The sequence below is a fragment of the Epilithonimonas hungarica genome (assembly GCF_900102265.1).
In the GTDB taxonomy this organism is placed as follows: domain Bacteria; phylum Bacteroidota; class Bacteroidia; order Flavobacteriales; family Weeksellaceae; genus Epilithonimonas; species Epilithonimonas hungarica.
Window position 1 is genome coordinate 572,191 of sequence record NZ_FNBH01000002.1, and the last position, 20,111, is coordinate 592,301.

Sequence of the window (20,111 nt, forward strand, 5' to 3'; positions counted from 1 at the left end):
GACTGAACGGAGTCGAAGTCTTTAAACACTTAATTTCATTAAAGTTAACAAAAACCCGACAAACGAAATCTGCCGGGTTTAAAAACTCAAAATAACAATAAATTAATTTTGTCCAGCTATATCCAGAACGATACGTCCATCGATTTGTCCAGCCTTCATCTTGTCAAATACTTCATTGATATCTTCCAGTTTTGCAGAAGTTACCGTTGCTTTTACCAAACCTTCATTGGCAAAATCAAGCGCTTCTTGTAAATCTTTTCTGGTTCCAACAATAGAACCTCTCACGGTAATTCTCTTAAGAACTGTTTCGAAAATCGGTAATGGGAAAGAACCTGGCGGTAGACCATTGAGTGCAATAGTCCCTTTTCTTCTAAGAACATCAATTCCTTGTTTGAAAGCAATTGGAGAAACAGCGGTAATCAATGCACCGTGCATTCCTCCAACTTCTTTGTGAAGATATTGTCCCGGGTCGGTTTCTTTTGCATTCACAACCAAATCTGCACCTAGTTTTTTAGCCAATTTCAATTTATCATCTGAGACATCTATCGCTGCAACGTGCATCCCCATTGCTTTTGCATACTGAACGGCAACGTGACCCAATCCACCGATTCCAGAAATGGCAACCCATTCGCCTGGTTTTGTTTCGGTTTCTTTCAGTCCTTTATAAACGGTTACGCCAGCGCAAAGAATCGGAGCTATTTCTAAGAAGTTGACATTATCTTTCAAATGTCCAACATATCTGGAATCCGCGATCACATATTCTGCAAATCCGCCATCTACGCTGTAACCTCCGTTTTTCTGAGCTTCACACAAGGTTTCCCATCCCGTGATACAATAATCGCAGCATCCACAAGCCGAATACAACCAAGGAACTCCAACTGCATCGCCTTCCTTCACCATCGCTTCCGGTCCACAAGCCACAACTATTCCTACACCTTCGTGTCCCGGAATCAGAGGCATTTTGGGTTTCGCCGGCCAATCTCCATCCACAGCGTGCAAGTCGGTGTGACAGACGCCACAGGCAATTACTTTTACTAATACTTCATAACGTCCGGGAGTTTTTACCGGAACTTCCATAATTTTCAATGGCTCGCCATAACCTTGTACAACTGCCGCTTTCATTGTTTTTGGAATCATAATTTACTTTTTATATGGTTAATATTATTTGTTTTTATTGTTATTTGATGTTCCAATGTCTGCCTAATGTGCCATCTGCGTGTGGGATTGTAAGGGTCTCGCCGCAGGCGAGAGTGCGGAGCGAAGCGGAGTACCGAAACGAAGTGTAGCCCTGAAAAGCCCGACCGTAGCCTCGGACCAAGCCAAGGCAACGGGCACGCCATTAAAAACACAACTATTTTTATAGTTTCTCGCAGATTAAACAAATCAAGCTGATTATATAATCTATTAATTTGCTAAATCTGTAAAATCTGCGAGAAAAATAAATTTAAATCAGTTAGAAGAATCCTAGTTTATTTTTGTTATAGGATATCAGCATATTTTTTGTCTGACGATAATGGTCGAGCATCATTTTGTGATTTTCTCTCCCAACTCCGGATTGCTTGTAACCTCCGAAAGGTGCTCCAGCAGGATATGCATGGTATTGATTTACCCAAACTCTACCAGCCTGCACGTGGCGCGGAATCTGATACAACTGATGTGCATCTCTCGTCCAAACGCCAGCTCCTAGACCATAAATCGTATCATTCGCAATTTCCAGAGCTTCCGCTTCGTCTTTGAAAGTCGTGAACGCCACCACAGGTCCGAAAATCTCTTCTTGGAAGATTCTCATTCTGTTATTTCCTTTGAAAATAGTTGGTTTGATGTAGTAACCGTCTTCCAATCCTTCGATGTGGTTAGCTTCTCCACCTGTCAATACTTCTGCCCCTTCTTCTTTACCGAGCTTCAGGTAACCTTCGATCTTATCTTTTTGGATCTTAGAAGCCTGTGCTCCCATCATCACTGTTTTGTCCAATGGATTTCCGACTTTAATTGCCTCGGTTCTTTCGATTACTTTAGCAATAAAAGCATCCGCAATGTCTTCCTGAACTAATAATCTTGAAGGACAAGTACAGATCTCTCCTTGATTCAATGCAAAAAGAACCGCTCCTTCGATTGCTTTGTCCAAGAATTCATCGTCTGCATCCATCACTGAATTAAAGAAAATGTTAGGCGATTTACCTCCTAATTCCAATGTCACAGGAATGATATTTTCCGTCGCATATTGCATCACCAAACGGCCTGTAGCTGTAGAACCCGTGAAAGCCGCTTTGTTGACTTTTGGATTGGTTACCAAAGCTCTTCCTAATTCTGCTCCGAAACCATTTACGATGTTTACAACCCCTGCTGGAAGCAAGTCTCCAATCAGTTCCATCAAAACCATAATTGAAATTGGTGTACTTTCTGCCGGTTTCAGAACGACGCAGTTACCTGCCGCCAAAGCCGGAGCCAGTTTCCAAACAGCCATCAGGATTGGGAAATTCCAGGGGATGATTTGCGCAATGACGCCAAGCGGTTCATGAACTATTAATGAAACGGTGTCTTTATCCAACTCGTTGTGAGAACCTTCCTCAGCCCTAATCACAGAAGCGAAATATCTGAAATGGTCAATCGCCAAAGGAATATCCGCAGCTAAAGTTTCTCTTACCGCTTTTCCGTTGTCAATTGTTTCTACAGTTGCGATGTATTCCAGATTTTCCTCAATCCTGTCTGCAATTTTGTTCAGGATAATACTGCGTTCTGTTGGAGAAGTATCTTTCCATGTTTTGAAAGCTTCTGATGCCGCATTCACAGCATTTTCCAAATCTTCTTTGTTAGAATGTGCAGCCTGTGTGAATACTTTTCCGTTAATCGGAGAAACCACATCGAAATATTGTCCGCCAGCGGATGGTACAAATTTTCCACCGATGTAATTATCATATTTAGCTTTGAATTCCGGCCAAGCTAAAGTGGTCGAGTTTTGTTGTGCTAGTGTTGTGCTCATAATAATATTTGCTTTTATTAATAATCAGTTAACATTTGATTAAGGCTAAGTTAACCAGACATTAAACAAACAGAATAGCACAATTCTCCAAAAAAATAGTAAAATCCTACTTTTAAGATTCTTTATCATTTCATTAAGAAAAAATTATGTTTGGCCATAATTTTAAATTTGTTATATTTGAGAAACAAGATGTTATAAAAATCTTGAGCAATGAATCTAAATCATTTTCAGCTTAACAAACCTAATCTGACACAGGAAAATAAACTGAACACATTGGTGGAAAATCAGACCAAGTTCAGTTTAAATAATTGTGAATTCAGTATCTATGAGACGCATCAGAGTGCATATGACGTGAAATTGCACTTTGAACATCTGGCGTTTACGGGAATGTTGAGAGGAAAAAAATGGATGAAGCTCCAGGATAAAAGCAATTACTTCGAATATCTCCCTGGAGAAAGTGTTTTGGTTGCGCCCGGCGAAACAATGGTCATTGATTTTCCTGATGCCGATAAAGACGCTTCGCAGTGCATTTCTTTGACCTTGAATCCTGAATTTGTGCAGGAATCGCTTGACCATTTGAATTTCAATACGAAAAAAGTGGACGATTCTTCACAATGGAATATTTCTTTGGAAGAATTTTATCTGCTAAATAGTAAGGCTTTGGCTTCTGCAACCAATAATATTATGAGAATTGCGATGGATGATAATTCTTATAAAGACGTGATTGCTGATTTTGCTTTAAAGGAACTCTTGATAAGGCTGATGCAGACACAAGCAAGAAATCTGGTAGAGAAAAACACTTTGAAAAATAAATCAAGAATTGGTTTTGTTGCAGATTATATCAAGAAAAATCTTCATCAGAAATTATCGATTGATGCGATTGCAAAAATGGCTTATGTCAGCAAATCGAATTTCTTCAAGATGTTCAAGGAAGAATTGGGGATTTCACCAAATGAATTTATCATTCAGGAAAGAATCAAGAGAGCGAAAGAAATGTTGATTCATAATAGTTCGGTAAGTGAGACTGCTTTCAGTACAGGATTTTCGGATACGAATTATTTCATCCGGGTTTTCAAACAAATGGAAGGTGTAACGCCTAAAATCTTTCAGAACAAAAAATTAATTTGAGTTAAATAGTTAGTTATAGATATTTTCAAAAAGAAGACGAGCAAATGATTTATTTGCTCGTCTTCGATTTTATTTTAAACCACATAGACACATAAGATTTAATATTAACTAAGTTCTATGTAAAGTATAAATAGTCAATAGTCTGCATTTTCTATTTTATTCCTTTTAAATAAAGAATTATGTACCTATTGCTTAATCAATTTTATTTTTGATAAGAATAATACCTTGCGCCTTTCAGAACCGGGCTTTCTTTTTCAACTCTCGTCAATCCGAATCCTTTATAATCCAGATTTACAGAAAAATCCAATTGTTTACGGTGCAATTTTTCATAAGTTTCAAAATCAATCGCTAACCTGTTTTTCAGGCTGTCAAAAAGATTCCATTTTTTAACTACTGATTTCCATTCTGGAGAAACCTTTCCTACGAAAACTTTGGATTTGGAACCACTTCCGTAAGCTAAGAAACCAATTTCTTTTTCTGTTAAATCTTCATTTTCGTCATACGAAGTTTGTAGTGCAGACATCAAAGCCATAAAAATAGAAGCGGTATACATATTTCCGATTTCGGAAGAAGCCCTTTGGGATCTCTCAATTTTTTCATTGATGAAATTGATGTAATCTTCAGATTTTGCAATGGCTTTTTGTTTCTCGGCATCGGAAAAATCAAGATGATTTTCTAAACTATAAATCTCGGTAAAAACCCTTTTCCCATGAAATGCGTAAGGCAAATGGAAAATCAAATATCTCCAGTCTTCGTAAGGTCTAACAGTAAAAGTCTGTTCTTTGTAATGCTGATAAGCTTCACGGATCCTGTCCTGATAGCATTGATTAGAATATTGACCGTCGAAAACAGGTTCGTCTGTAAACACTTCGATTTTATCAGGATAACTTTCCGAAGCTGAAGTTAATTCAGATTTTGAATGATGACGTCTTGGTTTGAAGAAATCGAAAACACTTTCTGTCGCAACGCCCCAATTATTATCAATCTCAATCAATTTCGGATTGGCAGAAACCAATAGTGCAACCGCTCCTCCACCCTGGGTGTATTCTCCGGAAGAAGCTAATTCGTATTTTGCATAATCACTCGCAATGACTACTGCTTTTTTTGTAGGATTTGCTCTTACAAAATCCAATGAATTATGAAGCGCATCAACTGCACCAACGCAGGCAAAAGTCATATCAACCACATCACAGTTTTTAAAACTTCTTTCCCCAAATTCGTCACTTAGGAATTCTTCTACCATTTGAACTGCATAAGTCGCGGTTGGTTTTGCAGCGTCTAAGGCGCTTTCCGTTCCAAGATAAACTCTGGAAATCTCTTTCGGATCGATGTTATAATCTTGGATCAATTTCAGTAAAGCTTCCGCAGCAAAAGTTGCTGCATCCTCATGAACATCGGGCAAAGCCATTTTGTGTAAGCCTAAACCTTTTTCCAATTTTGCTGGTTCGATTCCTCTTTTCTCTGCAAGATCTTTGATTTCTAAATATAAAGAAGGCACATAAAAACTGGCCGCATCAACTCCGAATTTCGTCATTTTAAAAATTTTAAGACACGAATTTAGATATTTTTTGGCGGATTTAAGTTGTATTTATGGCATAAAATTTAAGAATTATATCATGAGTTTCATTAATAAAAAACCCCGCTGTTAAAAACAAACGAGGTTCTCTTCATATCAAAACAAAATCAAATTTCTGATCAAGTACAGCTTTCATCATGTTGTGACAAGTCAAGTCCAATATTCTCAGACTCTTCCGCAACCCTTAAAGGAATTATCATATCCGTTAATTTGTATAAGATCAGCGAACCTAAAAATGTAAACGCCGAAACCAAAACCAAAGCCATCATATGATGCGCAAACACTTCGAATCCACCGTGAAGAAGACTTGCGTTCTCTCCTTGAGCCAAGATCGCCGTCAGAATCATTCCCATAATTCCGCCAACACCATGACAAGCAAAAACATCCAGGGTATCATCTACTTTTTTCAGTCTTTTCCAGTTGCACATCAAGTTTGAAACAATAGCGGAAATGAATCCCATAAAAATAGCATGCGGAATTGTCACAAAACCAGCAGCAGGTGTAATCGCAACCAAACCAACGACAGCACCAATACAGGCGCCTAAAGCAGAAACTTTGCGACCATTGACCCTATCAAAGAAGATCCAAGATAACATTGCGGTTGCAGAAGCGACTGTTGTTGTCCCAAACGCCATTGCAGCGGTTGCATTTGCCGATAAAGCTGAACCTGCATTGAAACCAAACCAGCCAAACCAAAGCATTCCTGTTCCCAAAATAACAAACGGAATATTAGAAGGTTCGTGATGTGGATTTTTTCTTTTTCCGATCATCATAGCCCCAGCCAAAGCAGCGAACCCTGCACTCATATGAACCACAGTTCCTCCGGCAAAATCCTTCACTCCGAAATATTTGTTCAACAAACCGTCCGGGTGCCAAACCATATGACAAAGTGGTGTGTAAATGATTAAACTGAACAAAACCATAAACAGCAAATAAGAAATAAATCTTACCCTCTCCGCAAACGAACCTGTTATCAATGCCGGCGTAATTACCGCAAATTTCATTTGAAACAAGGCAAACAAAACAAACGGAATCGTAGAAGCCATCTGACTGTGGGGCAAAACGCCAACATTGTTAAAAAATAAATATGATGTCGGGTTTCCTATGAGTCCATAATGTTCCCCATTAATAGTAATCCCGATAGAATCTCCAAAAGATAAACTGAATCCAACAACAACCCAAACAATACTAATCACCCCAAGAGCAATAAAACTTTGCAGCATCGTAGAAATCATATTCTTTTTCCCGACCATCCCGCCATAGAAAAAAGAAAGCCCGGGTGTCATCAACAAAACCAAACCGGAAGAAGCCAGAATCCACGCAACATCCGAACCTACAATACTATCTTCTCCCAGAAAAATTCCTGGTTTTGGTAAAGAAGTCTGTTCCGGCCAGAAAAGTGCGGCGATTGAAACGATACTAATTATCACGAATGATATTATCCAGCGTTTTTCAATTTTCATATATAGATATTTATTTTTTTAATAGTTATATGGAATCGTTTATTTCACTTGGTCATTTTCAGAAACTAAAAACAAAACGATTTCATATTTTAAAATTTTAACCCTGCAAATATAAAGGGTTAATTTGAATTAATTATAAAAACAAAAACACAAACCCCTAATTTTTTATTATTAAAAATAAAATTTAGATCATCCAACATGTCGAAAAGCCCGAAAAACAATAAGGCATCAGTTTTGATATATAATCAACAAAAATAAATTATGAGATCAGATATTCCAAAACCAGACAGCGAGACCAACAAAGGTCCAATGATGGCAATTATCATCATAATCGTCTTATTCCTTTTAGGATACTTCGCTTACATGATGTTCATTCCTAAACAAGTGGAACAGATGAACAAAACCGAAAATATACAACCGGTAGAACCAAAAGTAAAAGACTCCATATAGGAGTCTTTTTTCATTAATATCGATATAAATATTCTTAGTGAATATGTTTTTCAGCGTGATAAGAACTTCTTACCAAAGGCGAGCTTTCTACGTGACGAAAACCTAAATTTCTCGCAAAATCTCCATATTCGTCAAACTCTTCAGGAGAAATAAATCTCTGAACTGGAAGATGTTTTTTAGTCGGCTGAAGATATTGCCCTAATGTAATCACGTCTACATTGGCATTTCTGATATCTTCGATCGTTTGGAAAACCTCATCTTTAGTTTCTCCCAAACCAAGCATTACACCGGTTTTTGTACGATTCTGCCCTGCTTCTTTCAGATATCTCAGAACATCCAGACTACGTTCGTATTTTGCTTGGATCCTCACTTCCCTTGTCAGACGTTTTACCGTTTCCATATTATGGGAAATCACTTCCGGAGCTACTTCCACCAATCTGTCAAGATGTTTTGTCACACCTTGGAAATCCGGAATCAGAGTCTCCATAGTTGTTCCCGGAGAGATTCTACGAACAGCATTCACTGTTTCAGCCCAAAGAATGGAGCCCATATCTTTCAGATCATCTCTGTCAACCGAAGTCAGAACAGCGTGTTTGATTTTCATTAATTTGATAGAACGTGCTACTTTTTCCGGCTCATCCCAATTCACGTCCATTGGCTTTCCGGTTTTCACACCACAGAAACCACAACTTCTGGTACAGATATTTCCCAGAATCATAAATGTCGCCGTTCCTTCTCCCCAACATTCGCCCATATTGGGACAGCTTCCACTTTGGCAAATTGTGTTCAGTTTATATTTATCAACCAAATTTCTTAGCTCTCGGTAATTCTTACCAGTTGGCAATTTTACGCGGATCCATTTGGGTTTTTGAGTGACTGTTTCTTCCATTTCTTAAATTCAAAGTTCAAAATTTAAAGTTCGAGGGTTCGATCAATATTGAAAACCTCTGACTTCGGACATCTAGCTTCTAACTTTTTAAAAATCCGTTTCATCTTCTTTTAATAATTCGGCCAGGATTTTTTTGGCACGCATTATTCTCACTTTTGTGTTGGCTACGGAAAGATTGAGTTCTTCCGCTATTTCTTTGATGCTTTTTTCCTCAAAAAATCTCAATCTGATGATATCCTGATTCTTAGCATCCATTGTTTCTATGATTTTGATGATCTTTTGCTGGTCTTCTTCAGAAATCAACAATTCTTCCGGTGACCTTGCAAATTCATTCTTCACGTTTTCCAATCCATCGCTTGTATCTTCGTTTTCCCGGCTTTTTCTTCGCCAGAAATCAATGATCGTATTTTGAGCAATAGTCAGGATCCAGGTCTTGAATTGAAAATTTGGGTCAAATAGATCTAGCTTGTTAAGAACTTTTGAAAAGACAGAAACCGTGATTTCATCTGCATCATTTTCATCCTTCACTCTATTCATCACAAAAGAAAAAACATCAACCCAAAATAGATTAATAAGTTGTGTCTGAGCCTTTTGATTCTTATCCCTGGCTTTTATGATGAGAGCGAGTAACTGGTCTTCTTTCATTTTTCAGTGAACAAAGATAGCTATATATTATTAAAAAATATTAGTATGGAGAGATTGAGAATTTCTATTATTCTGAATGGAAATCATTTGAGATTTAGAGTGAATTTAAATAACAAATATCAAGGCTAAATTATTTTAAAAGGAGTATTTTTACTGGCTTGATTCTGGAATAGAAAAATCACAATAAACAATTAAATATCAGACAAATAAATAATGAAATTTTATAAATATCAAGGCACAGGAAATGACTTTGTAATGATAGACAACCGTTTAGGCGAATGGGATGACCTATCAATCGAGAAAATACAAAAGCTTTGTGACCGCAGATTCGGGATTGGGGCAGACGGATTAATTAAAATCAATTCTGCAGAAGGCGTTGATTTTGAAGTGGATTATTACAATTCCGACGGTTCCAAAAGTTTCTGTGGAAACGGCGCGCGTTGTTCAGTCGCTTTTGCTCATTTCTTAGATATTATTGAAGATAAAACCACTTTTAACGCTATAGACGGAATCCACGAGGCGGAAATCAAAAATGGTATCATTAAGCTAAAAATGGGCGATGTAAAATCCATTGATACAGACGGAGATGATTTTGTTTTGAATACAGGCTCTCCACATTATGTTAAGTACGTTGAAATGTTAAATAATTATAATGTTTACAAAAACGGTAACGAAATCCGAAATTCTGAAACTTATAAACAGGAAGGTATCAATGTAAACTTCGTGGAAAAACTGTCTGATAAGGAGCTTTTTGTAAGAACTTATGAACGTGGCGTTGAAGACGAAACTTACAGTTGCGGAACCGGAGTTACGGCTGCAGCTTTAACTTTTATGAAAAATAATAATCAAACGTTTGTTGGAGTCAAAGTAATGGGAGGACAGCTGAAAGTTTATGCCGAAAAAAATGGAGAAGGATTCAAAAACATTTGGTTAGAAGGCCCTGCTGTTCAGGTTTTTAAAGGAGACATCAATCTAGACAAAGCCTGATATTTTAAAATTATGAAAAAAACAATTCTTATCATTTTTGTTGCTATTGTCGCAATCCTCGTTTTTTTTGGATTGAGATTCTATAATAAATATCTTGGAAATAATGTGGAAAAAGAAGGCTTTGTTCTGATTCCGCATCATTCGAGTTATAAGCAGATCCTTGACTCTATTTCGCCTTTCATTAAAAACAAAGACAATTTTACAAGCATTGCCGACGATAAAAATCTGAAAGAAAACTTCAAAGCCGGACGATATGAAATAAAATCGGGAATGAACAACAGAGAAATCACCAATATGATAATCGCAGGAAATCAGACGCCGAATTCTTTTAGAATCAAAGACTTTGATGATGTCTATCAAATGGTTGGGAGAGTTTCTAAAAAAACAGAAACCGACTCTGCAAAATTCATAAAAAAGTTAGATGAAATTGCTATCAATAAAGGTTATAAAAGTGCCGAAGATCTCAAAAAATATTTCTTCAACAACACTTATGATTTTTTCTGGACTGTAACGCCGAAAGAATTCTTTGAAAAATTCGAAAATGACTATAAGGATTTTTGGACAGCAGAAAGAATCGAAAAAGAAAAGAAGTCTGGATTAACTAGAGATCAGATCTATGCTTTAGCATCAATCGTTTACAAAGAATCCGGTGGAAAACCAGATGAACAAAGAACAATTGCAGGGCTTTATATCAATCGGTATAAAAAAGGGATGAAACTGCAAAGTGACCCGACAGTCATTTATGCAGTGAACAAAGCGAGTAATTTCACTCAGCAGATCAAGAGAGTTTATTACAAACATCTTAAAGAACCTTCGCCATACAACACTTATGCGAACAAGGGAATTCCTCCGGGTCCAATTTGTATTGTAGATAAGAACTCATTAGATGCAGTTTTGGAAGCGGAAACCAACAATTACATTTTTATGTGCGCCGACCCAGCGAGATTCGGTTATCATAAATTCACAGATAATGATGCTGAACACGCTAAAAATGCAAAAGCCTATCAGGACTGGTTGAACAGCAAAGAAATAAAATAATAAATGAGCAACGGCTCAAAAATAAACTAAGAATGGAACGAACGGAAATTGTAAGTGTATTTCAGAAAAAAATCTTTGGTCTTGCGTTGACAATAGGAGCAGCGAGTTTTATAATGGCCCAGCAAAAGGTAAATATTTCTGGAAACGTAAAGGATGCAAATGGCGGAGTTGGATACGCATCTATCACTTTTAAAAATCAACAAAACTCACAATTGAGTGATGCTGCTTTAGCAGATGTGGATGGAAATTATAAAATAGACCTTGCACCCGGAAATTATGACGTAAGTATAGAAGCGGTTGATTATAAAAAATTCACTCAAACAATCCGGGTTGAAAAGGCAGGAGCGATCTCTCCATTCGTTATCGTTTCTGACGGAAAAGCTAATCTTAATAATACCACCGACATCCAGGGTGTTGTGATTACTGCTACTTCTACAAAACCTTACAAAGTAGAACTTGACAAAAAAACTTATGACCCTTCGCAGGATATAGTGAGCAAAGGGGGCAATCTTCAGGATGTCCTTTCAAATGTTCCTTCGGTGTCTGTGGATACAGACGGAACTGTTTCTATGAGAGGCAATTCTAACATTCGATTTTTGATCAATGGTAAACCCTCTTCACTATTAGGTATCGATGATGGTGCTGATGCTTTGAAATCAATTCCGGCAGATCAAATTGAAAAAATCGAGGTAATTACCAATCCTTCATCCAAATATGAGGCAAGCGGAACTGCGGGTATTCTAAACATCATCCTTAAAAAATCGTCTAAAATGGGTTTCAACGGAAGCGTTGAGGGGACGCTTGGTTACCTTCCCAACACCCGACTAAACACGAGCCTTAGCTGGAAAAAAGGGTCATGGACCTACTATTTAAACGGTGGAGGAAGCTATAACAGGAACAAATCAACTAACAATTCCACTTACAACTATCTGTTAGACCCAGTCAGACTGAGCAACAATGCCAGTATCTTTACCGACCAAAGAGGGAAGAATAAAAGCGAAAATAAAAATTATAACGTCAATTCCGGATTTGTGGTTGATCTGTCAGAAAAATCTTCTTTGAACGCATCTGTTATGTTCCGCACCTTTGAAAACGAAGGAACTGAAACTATTGACACTTACGACAGGATAGTCCGGAAAGATATAGACGCTGATGATTATCCTGATGTTCCATATACGATATTGGACAAAAACTCACTCAGAGTTAATGAATCTATAAGAAACAATAATTCTTTCCAAGCCGATTTGGGATTTGACCAAAAAATTGGCGACAAAGGACAGCTTCTAAGCCTGGCCACGAGTTATCAAACCAACAAAAGTGACAGTTCCGGACCTATCGATCAAACAAGTATTGTAAGTGATGGAACAAGCGAATCTGTGGTCAACAATATTCTCAACAATTCGAAAAATACGACATTTCTAGCCAAAGCAGACTATGAATTGCCAATCGGGGAAAATTCTAAATTGGAAGCCGGAGCAAGATTTGATTTGAATAATAATGATTATAGTTATTTTGTTAATCAAAGTACAAATGATAGCCCATTTGAAATTTTGGAACGATTTACCAGCGACACCCGTTATGATGAAAAAATATCGGCTGTTTATTCCCAGTTCAGAAGCAAGATTGGAAACTTCGGTTACCAGTTAGGTCTAAGAATGGAGAACACCAATATCGACGTAAGTTTCAAAAGTATGGAAAATGCAGAGTTGGTAGAAGTTCCTAAAAATTACACAGGCTTCTTTCCTAGTGCGTTCTTCAGTTATAACCTGGATAAAAGCAATCAGATTTTATTGAACTATTCCAGAAGAATCAACAGGCCACGTTCCTGGTTTTTGATTCCTTTTATGTCTTTTGGTAATGACAGAAGCTTATTTTTAGGAAATCCTGACTTGAACCCAACCTACGAAAATTCATTTGAATTAGGCTACAGTTTGTCTAAAAGCAAAATCGTATTTAATCCTACTTTATATCTCAAAAAATCCCAAGATGAAGTTAATTTCTACCAATACGATGCCTTGGATACCAATGGCAATACTGTTCTATACAGAATGCCGGTTAATGCCGGTTCAGAAACTAATTACGGTCTAGATCTTAATGCAACTTACGACCCTTTCAAATGGTTAAGAATAATGGGGAATGTTGATTTGTTTGGATATGATAATTCTGGTTCCTACAAAGATTTCAGTTATGAAGGAAACGGCTTCTCATCCAGGTTAAGATTGACAACGACCTTCCGACCGGATAAAAAAACATCTTTACAAATACAAGGTTTTTACAGAGGTTCTGAAAAAACGGCCAGTGTTGACAGACATTCTATGTATTCTATCAATTTCGGAGCAACAAGAACTATTCTGGATGGTAATGGTACTCTTGCTTTTAACATTCAGGATATATTCAATACCAGAGCCAGAGAAAATACAACATATGCTCCAAGTTATTCTCAATATCAGTATATGCAATGGAATCCAAGACAGTTTTCAATATCATTTACTTATCGTTTCAAACAAGGAGAAAAGATAGAACAACCGAAAAAGAAGAAAGATATCAATGCCAATAGTAGTGGCGGAGATGATATGCCGCCGATGTAGCATCCTTACAGATTTATTAACCAACTCGAAGCTCCTGTAAATTACTTTGCAGGGCTTTTTCTTTTTGAGTTTGGCTTTATTTTCATAGAAAAAAAAGAGAATAGATACACCCAAAGATTATCATCAAAAAAATCCGTCTCGCTATAAAAACGAGACGGATTCTTTTAACAATTATAATTTAAAGGTCTATTTTTTCTTTTGTTCCTTCAACTCTTCTTTGTCTTTATCAGAAGGATTCCAGACTTTTACTTCAGCATTCTTATCGATTCCGGAAAGGATCTGAACATTGATTCCGTCACTTGAACCCAGCTTGACATATACTTTTTTGAAGCCGCCATTCGGTTGTTTTACTTCTACAAAGGCTTTATTATTTCCCTTTTCATACTGAATCAGCGACTCATCCAAAAGTAATGCATTTTTCTGAGAACTCAACAATATCTCACCATTCGCACTAAAACCTGCTCTGATATATTCTCCGGTTTTGTTGAACACATCGCCTTCTACAGCAAATTTAATCGTTCCACTTTCTTCGGTTCCTTTTGGCGCGATCAAAGTTAGTTTTCCAGGGAAAGATTTGTTTTGCAAAGCACCAATTACCACACTCATATCCATTCCTTGTTTTAATTTTCCAGCTTGCGCTTCATCGATATTACCTTTAAAAATCAATGAATTAAGGTCTGCGATAGAACAGATTGTCGTTCCAGCGTTGAAAGAGTTAGCTTCGATAACCTGACTTCCTACTTTTACAGGGATTGTAAGCACCGTTCCCGCTGCTTTTGCACGGACTTGAGTGGTTGCCATACTTTGCAATTCTGGTGTAGCGCCGGTTCTTACGATCTGTAATTGCTTTTGAGCCGCATTCAGCTGTTGTACGGCTAATTTCTGTTGTTGAACCGTCGTTTCCAATTGTTGCTGAGCTGTGATGTATTCCTGCTTAGAAATCACACCTTGCTTGTACAATTTCGCCTGCATCTCGTATTGTTTCTGCTGATTGTCAACATTGACTTTTGCATTCGTCAATTGAATTTGCGAATTACTGACCTGCATCGTAGCGTTGTTCACTTCCGTGATATTAGGAACAATTCTTATTGTTGCTATCAATTGTCCGGCTTGCACTTTATCACCTTCGTCCACATTAATCGTTTGGATGATTCCGGCAATATTCGGTTTGATTTCGATTTCTTCGCGAGGTTCTATTTTCCCTGTGGCCATTACTTTGTCATCCAGATTTTTGATACTGGGTTTTCTGGTCAGGAAAACTTCGTTCTCAGCCGAATTGGACTTGATAAGATAACCGATTCCACCAACCAAAGCTACCACGAAAAGTAATCCCAAAAATATGGAAATCGCTTTCTTGAATGTAAATTTCTTTTTTTCCTTTTCCATTATGTAGAAATATAGTTTAATTATAAATGATTAATTGTTAGTTTTATTCTGTTCTTAATGCTTCGATTGGTTTGATTTTCACCGCTCTTTGTGCTGGGATCAATCCGATAACCAACCCGAGGAAAATCATAATTCCCATTGCGGAAAATACGTTGCCGTAATCTACGGTCGGGTTGTAAAAAGGAAAAGCATCGTTGTTCATTGTCAAAACATTGAGAATGATGAGTAGGAAAATCCCCGATAAAAACCCCAACAATCCCGATGACAAGGTAATTACAACGCTTTCCAGCAAAATCTGATTTCTTACTTCTGCAGGTTTTGCACCCAAAGCTCTTCTTATTCCAATCTCTTTGGTTCTTTCTTTAACTGTGATCAACAGGATATTCGAAATCGCTATAACTCCTGCCAAAATCGTCAATGTTCCTACAACTATGGTCAGCAACTGCATTCCGGTCAAAAATCCTGTTACTTTTTTGAATTCTTTAGCGAGATTGAAACTTCCAAATGCATTGGTATCCTCAGGCGAAACATGATTGATTCTTTTCAGTTCATCTTTCACTTTGGTTTCTACAAGTGCTGCTTCTGCATTGGGTTTTCCAACGATGGCAAAAAATCCAACTTTGTCGCCTTCGTTATACATCCCGGAATAGGTTGAAAACGGAATATAAGCTGACTGGTCATTCTCCATCCCTCCTCCTCTTGGAACTCGGAAAACGCCTATGACATTGAAAAATATACCTTTCAGATTGACTGACTTTCCGATTGGATTTTCATTTTTCTTTGCATCGAAAAGATTTTTGTAGATCTCCTCTCCTATCACAATGACATTCTTTTTAGACTGAATATCTGCATCATTGATATATCGTCCAAACAATAATTTCTTCTTGGAGATCTGATTACCAACAGGAAAATCGCCAGTGATCATATAGGTATTTTTCTTGCCGTTTCGAGAAATTTGTTCACCAGCCGTTCCAAAATTACCTCTTACACTTTGCGGCGAGATATAATCTATCTCCGGAACTTTTTTAGTAATATATTCAATATCTTTTAGATGAAGGTCCATTTTTCTGCCTTTCGCAAAACCTTCGTAAGGAATATTGGTATTCTGTGGCCAAAGGAAAATCGAGTTGGTCGCAAATCCTGAAAACAACTTGTTAAAACCATTCTCCATCCCGTTTGCAGCACCTAACAAACTAACATACAAAAACATCCCCCAACCTACGCCTATCATCGTAAGGAACGTTCTGAGCTTATTATTCCGAAGGGAATAATAGATTTCCTGCCAGGTATCTCTTTTGAAAAGTATATTCATTTTAGTTGATAGTTCCTTTATTTTTTAGTCTGTTCTAAGTGCCTCAATTGGTTTGATTTTCGAGGCTTTGTAAGCTGGAACAAATCCTGCAATCGCACCTGAAATAACCAAACAGAAAAATGCCGCCGCAATCAATCCCCATCCTACGGAAGGTTCGGTGATAAAGTAATCCTCTAGATTATTTCCAATTAATTTCAAAGCAAGAACACCTAGTCCAACACCCACAAATCCGGAAATTACAGTAATCACAATACTTTCCTGTAAAATCAAAGCGACAATTCCGGATGGTTTCGCACCAATTGCTTTTCTTACTCCGATTTCCTTCGTTCTTTCTTTGATGATGTAAACCATTATATTACTGATACCAATGATTCCCGCCAACAAAGTCCCAAGTCCAATGAACCCTACAACTGCAGTAATTACGAACAAGAAAGCGAAAGAATCCTGCGTATTCTTCGCATTGTTATTAACTCGGATTCCCTGTTGGTCTTCCGGAGAAATTTTGTGTCTTGCTCTGATATTTTTCTCCAATTGGTCACCATATTTCACACCTTCATCCGGTGTCATATTAGGATTATAGGAAAGCATTACAGTACTAATCGTATCGGAGCTTTTCTTCATCTGCTGAAGTGTTGCCAATGGAATAGAAATATGACGTTCATCCCAATCACCACCTGGGTCGGAAAAGACACCAACAACTTTGAACATTGTTCCATTGATTTCCAGATCTTTTCCAATCGGATTCCCATCTCTTATCAGATCCCGCCAAACCATTCTTCCGATAGAGGCGACATTTTGTTTCAGTTCATTATCTCGTTCATTGATGTATCGTCCGTCAATCATTGTTCTGTTCTCCAGAAATTTTTCATCTCCTAAGACACCATTGATTTGGTAACCGCCACTTTCTTTACCATATTTTACGGTAAGATTGGTCTGGTATCTTGGTGAAGCATATTCTAATTTTCCTTTACTTTCTTTGACAATTGCATCGAAATCATCATTATTGAAAGTAATTTGTCTATCAGACTGAAGGCCTGCGTATGGAATCGTGGTTTTACCACCCCAAACCATGATCAGATTGGTCGCATCTCTTGTAAATGCCTTTGCAAATGAGTTATTAAGCCCATTTCCAATTCCAAACAAAACGATGAAAATGAATAGCCCCAACGCCACAGTAAACCCGGAAAGAACCGTCCGCAATACATTACTGCGAATAGAACTAAATATCTCTTGCCAGCGGTCTAGATCAAACATAATTTTCAGGTTGGAAGCTAGAAGCAGGAAGTTGAGAGTTTCCAGCTTTTCGCGTTATTTTATTTCTTAATTTTTTTGTCAGGCTGAGGATCTCGAAGCCTTTATTATAATACTATTTGCTTAATGAATTCATCACTTTCTATTCTGCCGTCTTTTAAAACAACATTTCTTTTGGTCTGTGCTGCAACATCTGGTTCGTGCGTAACCACAACGATTGTTTTTCCTTCATTATTAATATCTTGAAGCAGTTTCATAATATCGTGTGTCGTTTTGGAATCCAAAGCCCCGGTTGGTTCATCGGCAAGTATCAATTTCGGGTCCGATATTAATGCTCTTGCAATGGCAACTCTTTGTTTTTGTCCTCCGGAAAGTTCACTTGGAAGGTGTTCCGCCCATTCTTTCAATCCTACTTTTTCCAGATATTCCAGCGCTTTTTTCGTTCTCTCTTTTCTGGAAACATTTTGATAATATAATGGGAGCGCAACATTTTCAAGCGCCGTTTTATAATTGATCAAATTAAATGACTGAAAAATAAATCCGATGAAGCGGCTTCTATATTCTGCCGCTTTTACTTCTGTAAGATGTTTGATAGGAAATCCATCAAGCTCGTAAATCCCATTATCGGCTTCGTCCAAGATCCCAATGATATTAAGCAAAGTCGATTTTCCGGAACCGGAACTTCCCATAATAGAAACAAACTCGCCCTGGTTGATACTAAGATTAATACCTTTCAGCACGTGAAGTTTGCTCTTACCTGTATCGTAAGATTTGTTGACATCTTCTATTTTCAGAATCGGATGAGACATTGTCTGGATTTTACATATAAGTAAATCCGAATAAGGAATTGTTACAGTTTCGGAAAAATTATTTTTATAATTTTTTATTGAATCAAAATTTTAAAAAAAAATTTAATTGCAGGCGTAACATTTTTACAATTCCGAAGTCTTATTGTATATAATTTTTCTTTTATGCTTAAAAAAGTTTTTTGTATTTCGCTTTTGTCTATTGGAGTTTTGGGATTTTCTCAGAAGAAATGGACGATTCAGGAATGTGTGGATTATGCTATTAAAAACAATCTGCAAATCCAGGCGCAGGCTTACAACAAAGATGTGCAGACAAAAAATCTGGAAATGGCTAAAAAGGAATATCTGCCTTCGGTTTCCGGAACGATTTCAAATACCGCAAGTTTTGGAAACTCGCAGTTTGTAAATACCAGTGTTAGAAACGATAATTTCAATAATAATGCTAATGTTGGCGCAAGCGTTTTGGTTTATAATAATGGAAGGCTTGAAAAAAATATCAGAAAAAACAGTTTTGATTTAGACGCTAGTTTACAAGATATTGAAACAATTAAAAATAATATTTCGCTTCAAATAGCACAGCAATACCTAAACGTGATGTTGAACAGAGAAATCAAAAAAATCTCTGAGAGTGCGATGGAAAATGCACAAAGATTATACGACCGAGCTAAAATAACAACAGATGTTGGCACCACAGCTCAGACCGTTTTAGCAGAAGCAACGGCATCTTTGGCGAGAGAAAAACAGAATGTAAAAACAGCTCAGATCAATGTTGACAAAGCGCTTTTTGCAATGGCTCAGCTTCTTCAATTACAAGATTATAAAACCTTTGATGTTGTTGATATCCCAGTTCCCGATGAATTGACGCCTCAAACGGAATCTGTGGAAGAAGTTCTGAATATCGCTTACACATCTCAACCAATCGTGAAAGCTGCGGAAATCAGAATAAAAGCAGCCGAAGCACAAACCGAAGTTGTGAAAACAAATTTTTGGCCAACGATTACTGCAAGTGCGGGAATTGGGTCACTTTATAATAATCAATTGTATACCAATAATCTCAATTTTGGAAATCCCGCAGGTCCATATGTAAAAGAGCATAGTTTTTTTGAACAATACAAAGATAATTTTGGTCAGCAAGTTGGCGTTTCTGCAAACATCCCAATTTTCAATAAAGGAATTACAAAACTGCAGGTTGAGCAGACAAAAATCAATGAAGTCATTGCCAAAAATAATCTGGAGCAACAGAAATTCCAGTTGAAACAGGATATACAGCAGGCACAGTTCAATGCAGATTCCAATTATGAAGTTTATGTTGCTGCGGTTGAAGCAGAAAGAAGTACAAAATTAGCTTTGGATTTTGCTACTAAAAGTTATGATGCGGGACGTTCCACGATCTATGATGTGACGATTGCCAGAAACAATTATGCGAATGCGCAAGGTTCTGTTGCACAAGCCAAATACAATTACCTGTTCAGTATCAAAGTTCTTGATTTTTATGCCGGAAGAGGAATTAACCTATAGCAATAGTTATAATAGTATCTTGGTATTTTAATTTTAGTACATAATAGTTTTACATTTATTAATATAAAAATGTATATAAATAATTAGAAAAACT

16 protein-coding genes are annotated in these 20,111 nt (G+C 37.3%); 6 read left to right on the plus strand and 10 right to left on the minus strand.

The window, feature by feature from the left end; all coding sequences use genetic code 11:
- Window positions 1-102 precede the first annotated feature (102 nt).
- The gene (adhP, locus tag BLT30_RS09830; RefSeq protein ID WP_089873375.1) at window positions 103-1,137 is read right to left on the minus strand and encodes an alcohol dehydrogenase AdhP; all 1,035 of its coding nucleotides are present in this window, start codon (window positions 1,135-1,137) and stop codon (window positions 103-105) included.
- 316 nt (window positions 1,138-1,453) lie between these two features.
- Complete coding sequence (locus tag BLT30_RS09835) at window positions 1,454-2,980, minus strand: aldehyde dehydrogenase family protein (RefSeq protein WP_089873376.1); 1,527 nt, start codon at window positions 2,978-2,980, stop codon at window positions 1,454-1,456.
- 210 nt (window positions 2,981-3,190) lie between these two features.
- Here BLT30_RS09835 and BLT30_RS09840 point away from each other — a divergent pair, with 210 nt between their 5' ends.
- Window positions 3,191-4,108 carry a helix-turn-helix domain-containing protein gene (locus BLT30_RS09840; RefSeq protein ID WP_089873377.1) on the plus strand — a complete coding sequence of 306 codons (918 nt, stop codon included), beginning with the start codon at window positions 3,191-3,193 and terminating at the stop codon, window positions 4,106-4,108.
- A 202-nt stretch (window positions 4,109-4,310) separates the two neighbouring features.
- On the opposite strand, the gene BLT30_RS09845 is transcribed toward BLT30_RS09840, so the two are convergent.
- Together BLT30_RS09845 and BLT30_RS09850 are read right to left on the minus strand one after the other, a co-directional pair.
- The gene (locus BLT30_RS09845) at window positions 4,311-5,642 is read right to left on the minus strand and encodes a hydroxymethylglutaryl-CoA synthase family protein (protein ID WP_089873378.1); all 1,332 of its coding nucleotides are present in this window, start codon (window positions 5,640-5,642) and stop codon (window positions 4,311-4,313) included.
- 161 nt (window positions 5,643-5,803) lie between these two features.
- Complete coding sequence (locus BLT30_RS09850) at window positions 5,804-7,147, minus strand: ammonium transporter (RefSeq protein ID WP_089873379.1); 1,344 nt, start codon at window positions 7,145-7,147, stop codon at window positions 5,804-5,806.
- A gap of 261 nt (window positions 7,148-7,408) precedes the next feature.
- Here BLT30_RS09850 and BLT30_RS09855 point away from each other — a divergent pair, with 261 nt between their 5' ends.
- Complete coding sequence (locus tag BLT30_RS09855) at window positions 7,409-7,597, plus strand: hypothetical protein (RefSeq protein ID WP_089873380.1); 189 nt, start codon at window positions 7,409-7,411, stop codon at window positions 7,595-7,597.
- A 34-nt stretch (window positions 7,598-7,631) separates the two neighbouring features.
- Here the strand turns inward: BLT30_RS09855 and lipA are convergent, their stop codons facing one another.
- Both lipA and BLT30_RS09865 read right to left on the minus strand, forming a co-directional pair.
- Window positions 7,632-8,486, minus strand: a complete 855-nt coding sequence (gene lipA, locus BLT30_RS09860) for a lipoyl synthase (protein WP_089873381.1) — start codon at window positions 8,484-8,486, stop codon at window positions 7,632-7,634.
- Between the two features lie 87 nt (window positions 8,487-8,573).
- Window positions 8,574-9,131: an RNA polymerase sigma factor gene (locus BLT30_RS09865; RefSeq protein ID WP_089873382.1), complete on the minus strand. Its 558-nt coding sequence runs from the start codon at window positions 9,129-9,131 to the stop codon at window positions 8,574-8,576.
- Window positions 9,132-9,344: 213 nt separating this feature from the next.
- Here BLT30_RS09865 and dapF point away from each other — a divergent pair, with 213 nt between their 5' ends.
- The 3 genes from dapF to BLT30_RS09880 are packed head-to-tail and all read left to right on the plus strand — an operon-like array spanning window position 9,345 to window position 13,744.
- Entirely contained in the window at window positions 9,345-10,118 is a 774-nt protein-coding gene (gene dapF, locus BLT30_RS09870) for a diaminopimelate epimerase (RefSeq protein WP_175487170.1), read from the plus strand.
- Window positions 10,119-10,130: 12 nt separating this feature from the next.
- The gene (mltG, locus tag BLT30_RS09875; RefSeq protein ID WP_089873384.1) at window positions 10,131-11,156 is read left to right on the plus strand and encodes an endolytic transglycosylase MltG; all 1,026 of its coding nucleotides are present in this window, start codon (window positions 10,131-10,133) and stop codon (window positions 11,154-11,156) included.
- A gap of 32 nt (window positions 11,157-11,188) precedes the next feature.
- A complete protein-coding gene (locus BLT30_RS09880) occupies window positions 11,189-13,744 on the plus strand; it encodes a TonB-dependent receptor domain-containing protein (RefSeq protein WP_089873385.1) in 2,556 nt (851 codons plus the stop codon).
- Between the two features lie 186 nt (window positions 13,745-13,930).
- Here the strand turns inward: BLT30_RS09880 and BLT30_RS09885 are convergent, their stop codons facing one another.
- The 4 genes from BLT30_RS09885 to BLT30_RS09900 form a co-directional block, all read right to left on the minus strand.
- Entirely contained in the window at window positions 13,931-15,130 is a 1,200-nt protein-coding gene (locus BLT30_RS09885; RefSeq protein WP_089873386.1) for an efflux RND transporter periplasmic adaptor subunit, read from the minus strand.
- A gap of 43 nt (window positions 15,131-15,173) precedes the next feature.
- Window positions 15,174-16,442 (minus strand): ABC transporter permease, encoded by a 1,269-nt coding sequence (locus BLT30_RS09890; RefSeq protein ID WP_175487171.1) that lies wholly within the window; start codon window positions 16,440-16,442, stop codon window positions 15,174-15,176.
- 24 nt (window positions 16,443-16,466) lie between these two features.
- Window positions 16,467-17,696: an ABC transporter permease gene (locus tag BLT30_RS09895; protein ID WP_089873387.1), complete on the minus strand. Its 1,230-nt coding sequence runs from the start codon at window positions 17,694-17,696 to the stop codon at window positions 16,467-16,469.
- A gap of 104 nt (window positions 17,697-17,800) precedes the next feature.
- Window positions 17,801-18,490 (minus strand): ABC transporter ATP-binding protein, encoded by a 690-nt coding sequence (locus tag BLT30_RS09900; protein ID WP_089873741.1) that lies wholly within the window; start codon window positions 18,488-18,490, stop codon window positions 17,801-17,803.
- Between the two features lie 174 nt (window positions 18,491-18,664).
- Here BLT30_RS09900 and BLT30_RS09905 point away from each other — a divergent pair, with 174 nt between their 5' ends.
- Window positions 18,665-20,017, plus strand: coding sequence for a TolC family protein (locus BLT30_RS09905; protein WP_089873388.1), 1,353 nt, complete (start codon window positions 18,665-18,667; stop codon window positions 20,015-20,017).
- The last annotated feature ends 94 nt before the right edge of the window (window positions 20,018-20,111 follow it).

Coding starts and splice junctions, on each gene's coding strand:
- BLT30_RS09905 (WP_089873388.1), top strand. CDS start 18,665: ATGCTTAAAAAAGTTTTTTGTATTTCGCTTTTGTCTATTGGAGTTTTG.
- BLT30_RS09835 (WP_089873376.1), bottom strand. CDS start 2,980: ATGAGCACAACACTAGCACAACAAAACTCGACCACTTTAGCTTGGCCG.
- BLT30_RS09895 (WP_089873387.1), bottom strand. CDS start 17,696: ATGTTTGATCTAGACCGCTGGCAAGAGATATTTAGTTCTATTCGCAGT.
- adhP (WP_089873375.1), bottom strand. CDS start 1,137: ATGATTCCAAAAACAATGAAAGCGGCAGTTGTACAAGGTTATGGCGAG.
- BLT30_RS09850 (WP_089873379.1), bottom strand. CDS start 7,147: ATGAAAATTGAAAAACGCTGGATAATATCATTCGTGATAATTAGTATC.
- BLT30_RS09865 (WP_089873382.1), bottom strand. CDS start 9,131: ATGAAAGAAGACCAGTTACTCGCTCTCATCATAAAAGCCAGGGATAAG.
- lipA (WP_089873381.1), bottom strand. CDS start 8,486: ATGGAAGAAACAGTCACTCAAAAACCCAAATGGATCCGCGTAAAATTG.
- BLT30_RS09845 (WP_089873378.1), bottom strand. CDS start 5,642: ATGACGAAATTCGGAGTTGATGCGGCCAGTTTTTATGTGCCTTCTTTA.
- dapF (WP_175487170.1), top strand. CDS start 9,345: ATGAAATTTTATAAATATCAAGGCACAGGAAATGACTTTGTAATGATA.
- BLT30_RS09890 (WP_175487171.1), bottom strand. CDS start 16,442: ATGAATATACTTTTCAAAAGAGATACCTGGCAGGAAATCTATTATTCC.
- BLT30_RS09880 (WP_089873385.1), top strand. CDS start 11,189: ATGGAACGAACGGAAATTGTAAGTGTATTTCAGAAAAAAATCTTTGGT.
- mltG (WP_089873384.1), top strand. CDS start 10,131: ATGAAAAAAACAATTCTTATCATTTTTGTTGCTATTGTCGCAATCCTC.
- BLT30_RS09855 (WP_089873380.1), top strand. CDS start 7,409: ATGAGATCAGATATTCCAAAACCAGACAGCGAGACCAACAAAGGTCCA.
- BLT30_RS09840 (WP_089873377.1), top strand. CDS start 3,191: ATGAATCTAAATCATTTTCAGCTTAACAAACCTAATCTGACACAGGAA.
- BLT30_RS09885 (WP_089873386.1), bottom strand. CDS start 15,130: ATGGAAAAGGAAAAAAAGAAATTTACATTCAAGAAAGCGATTTCCATA.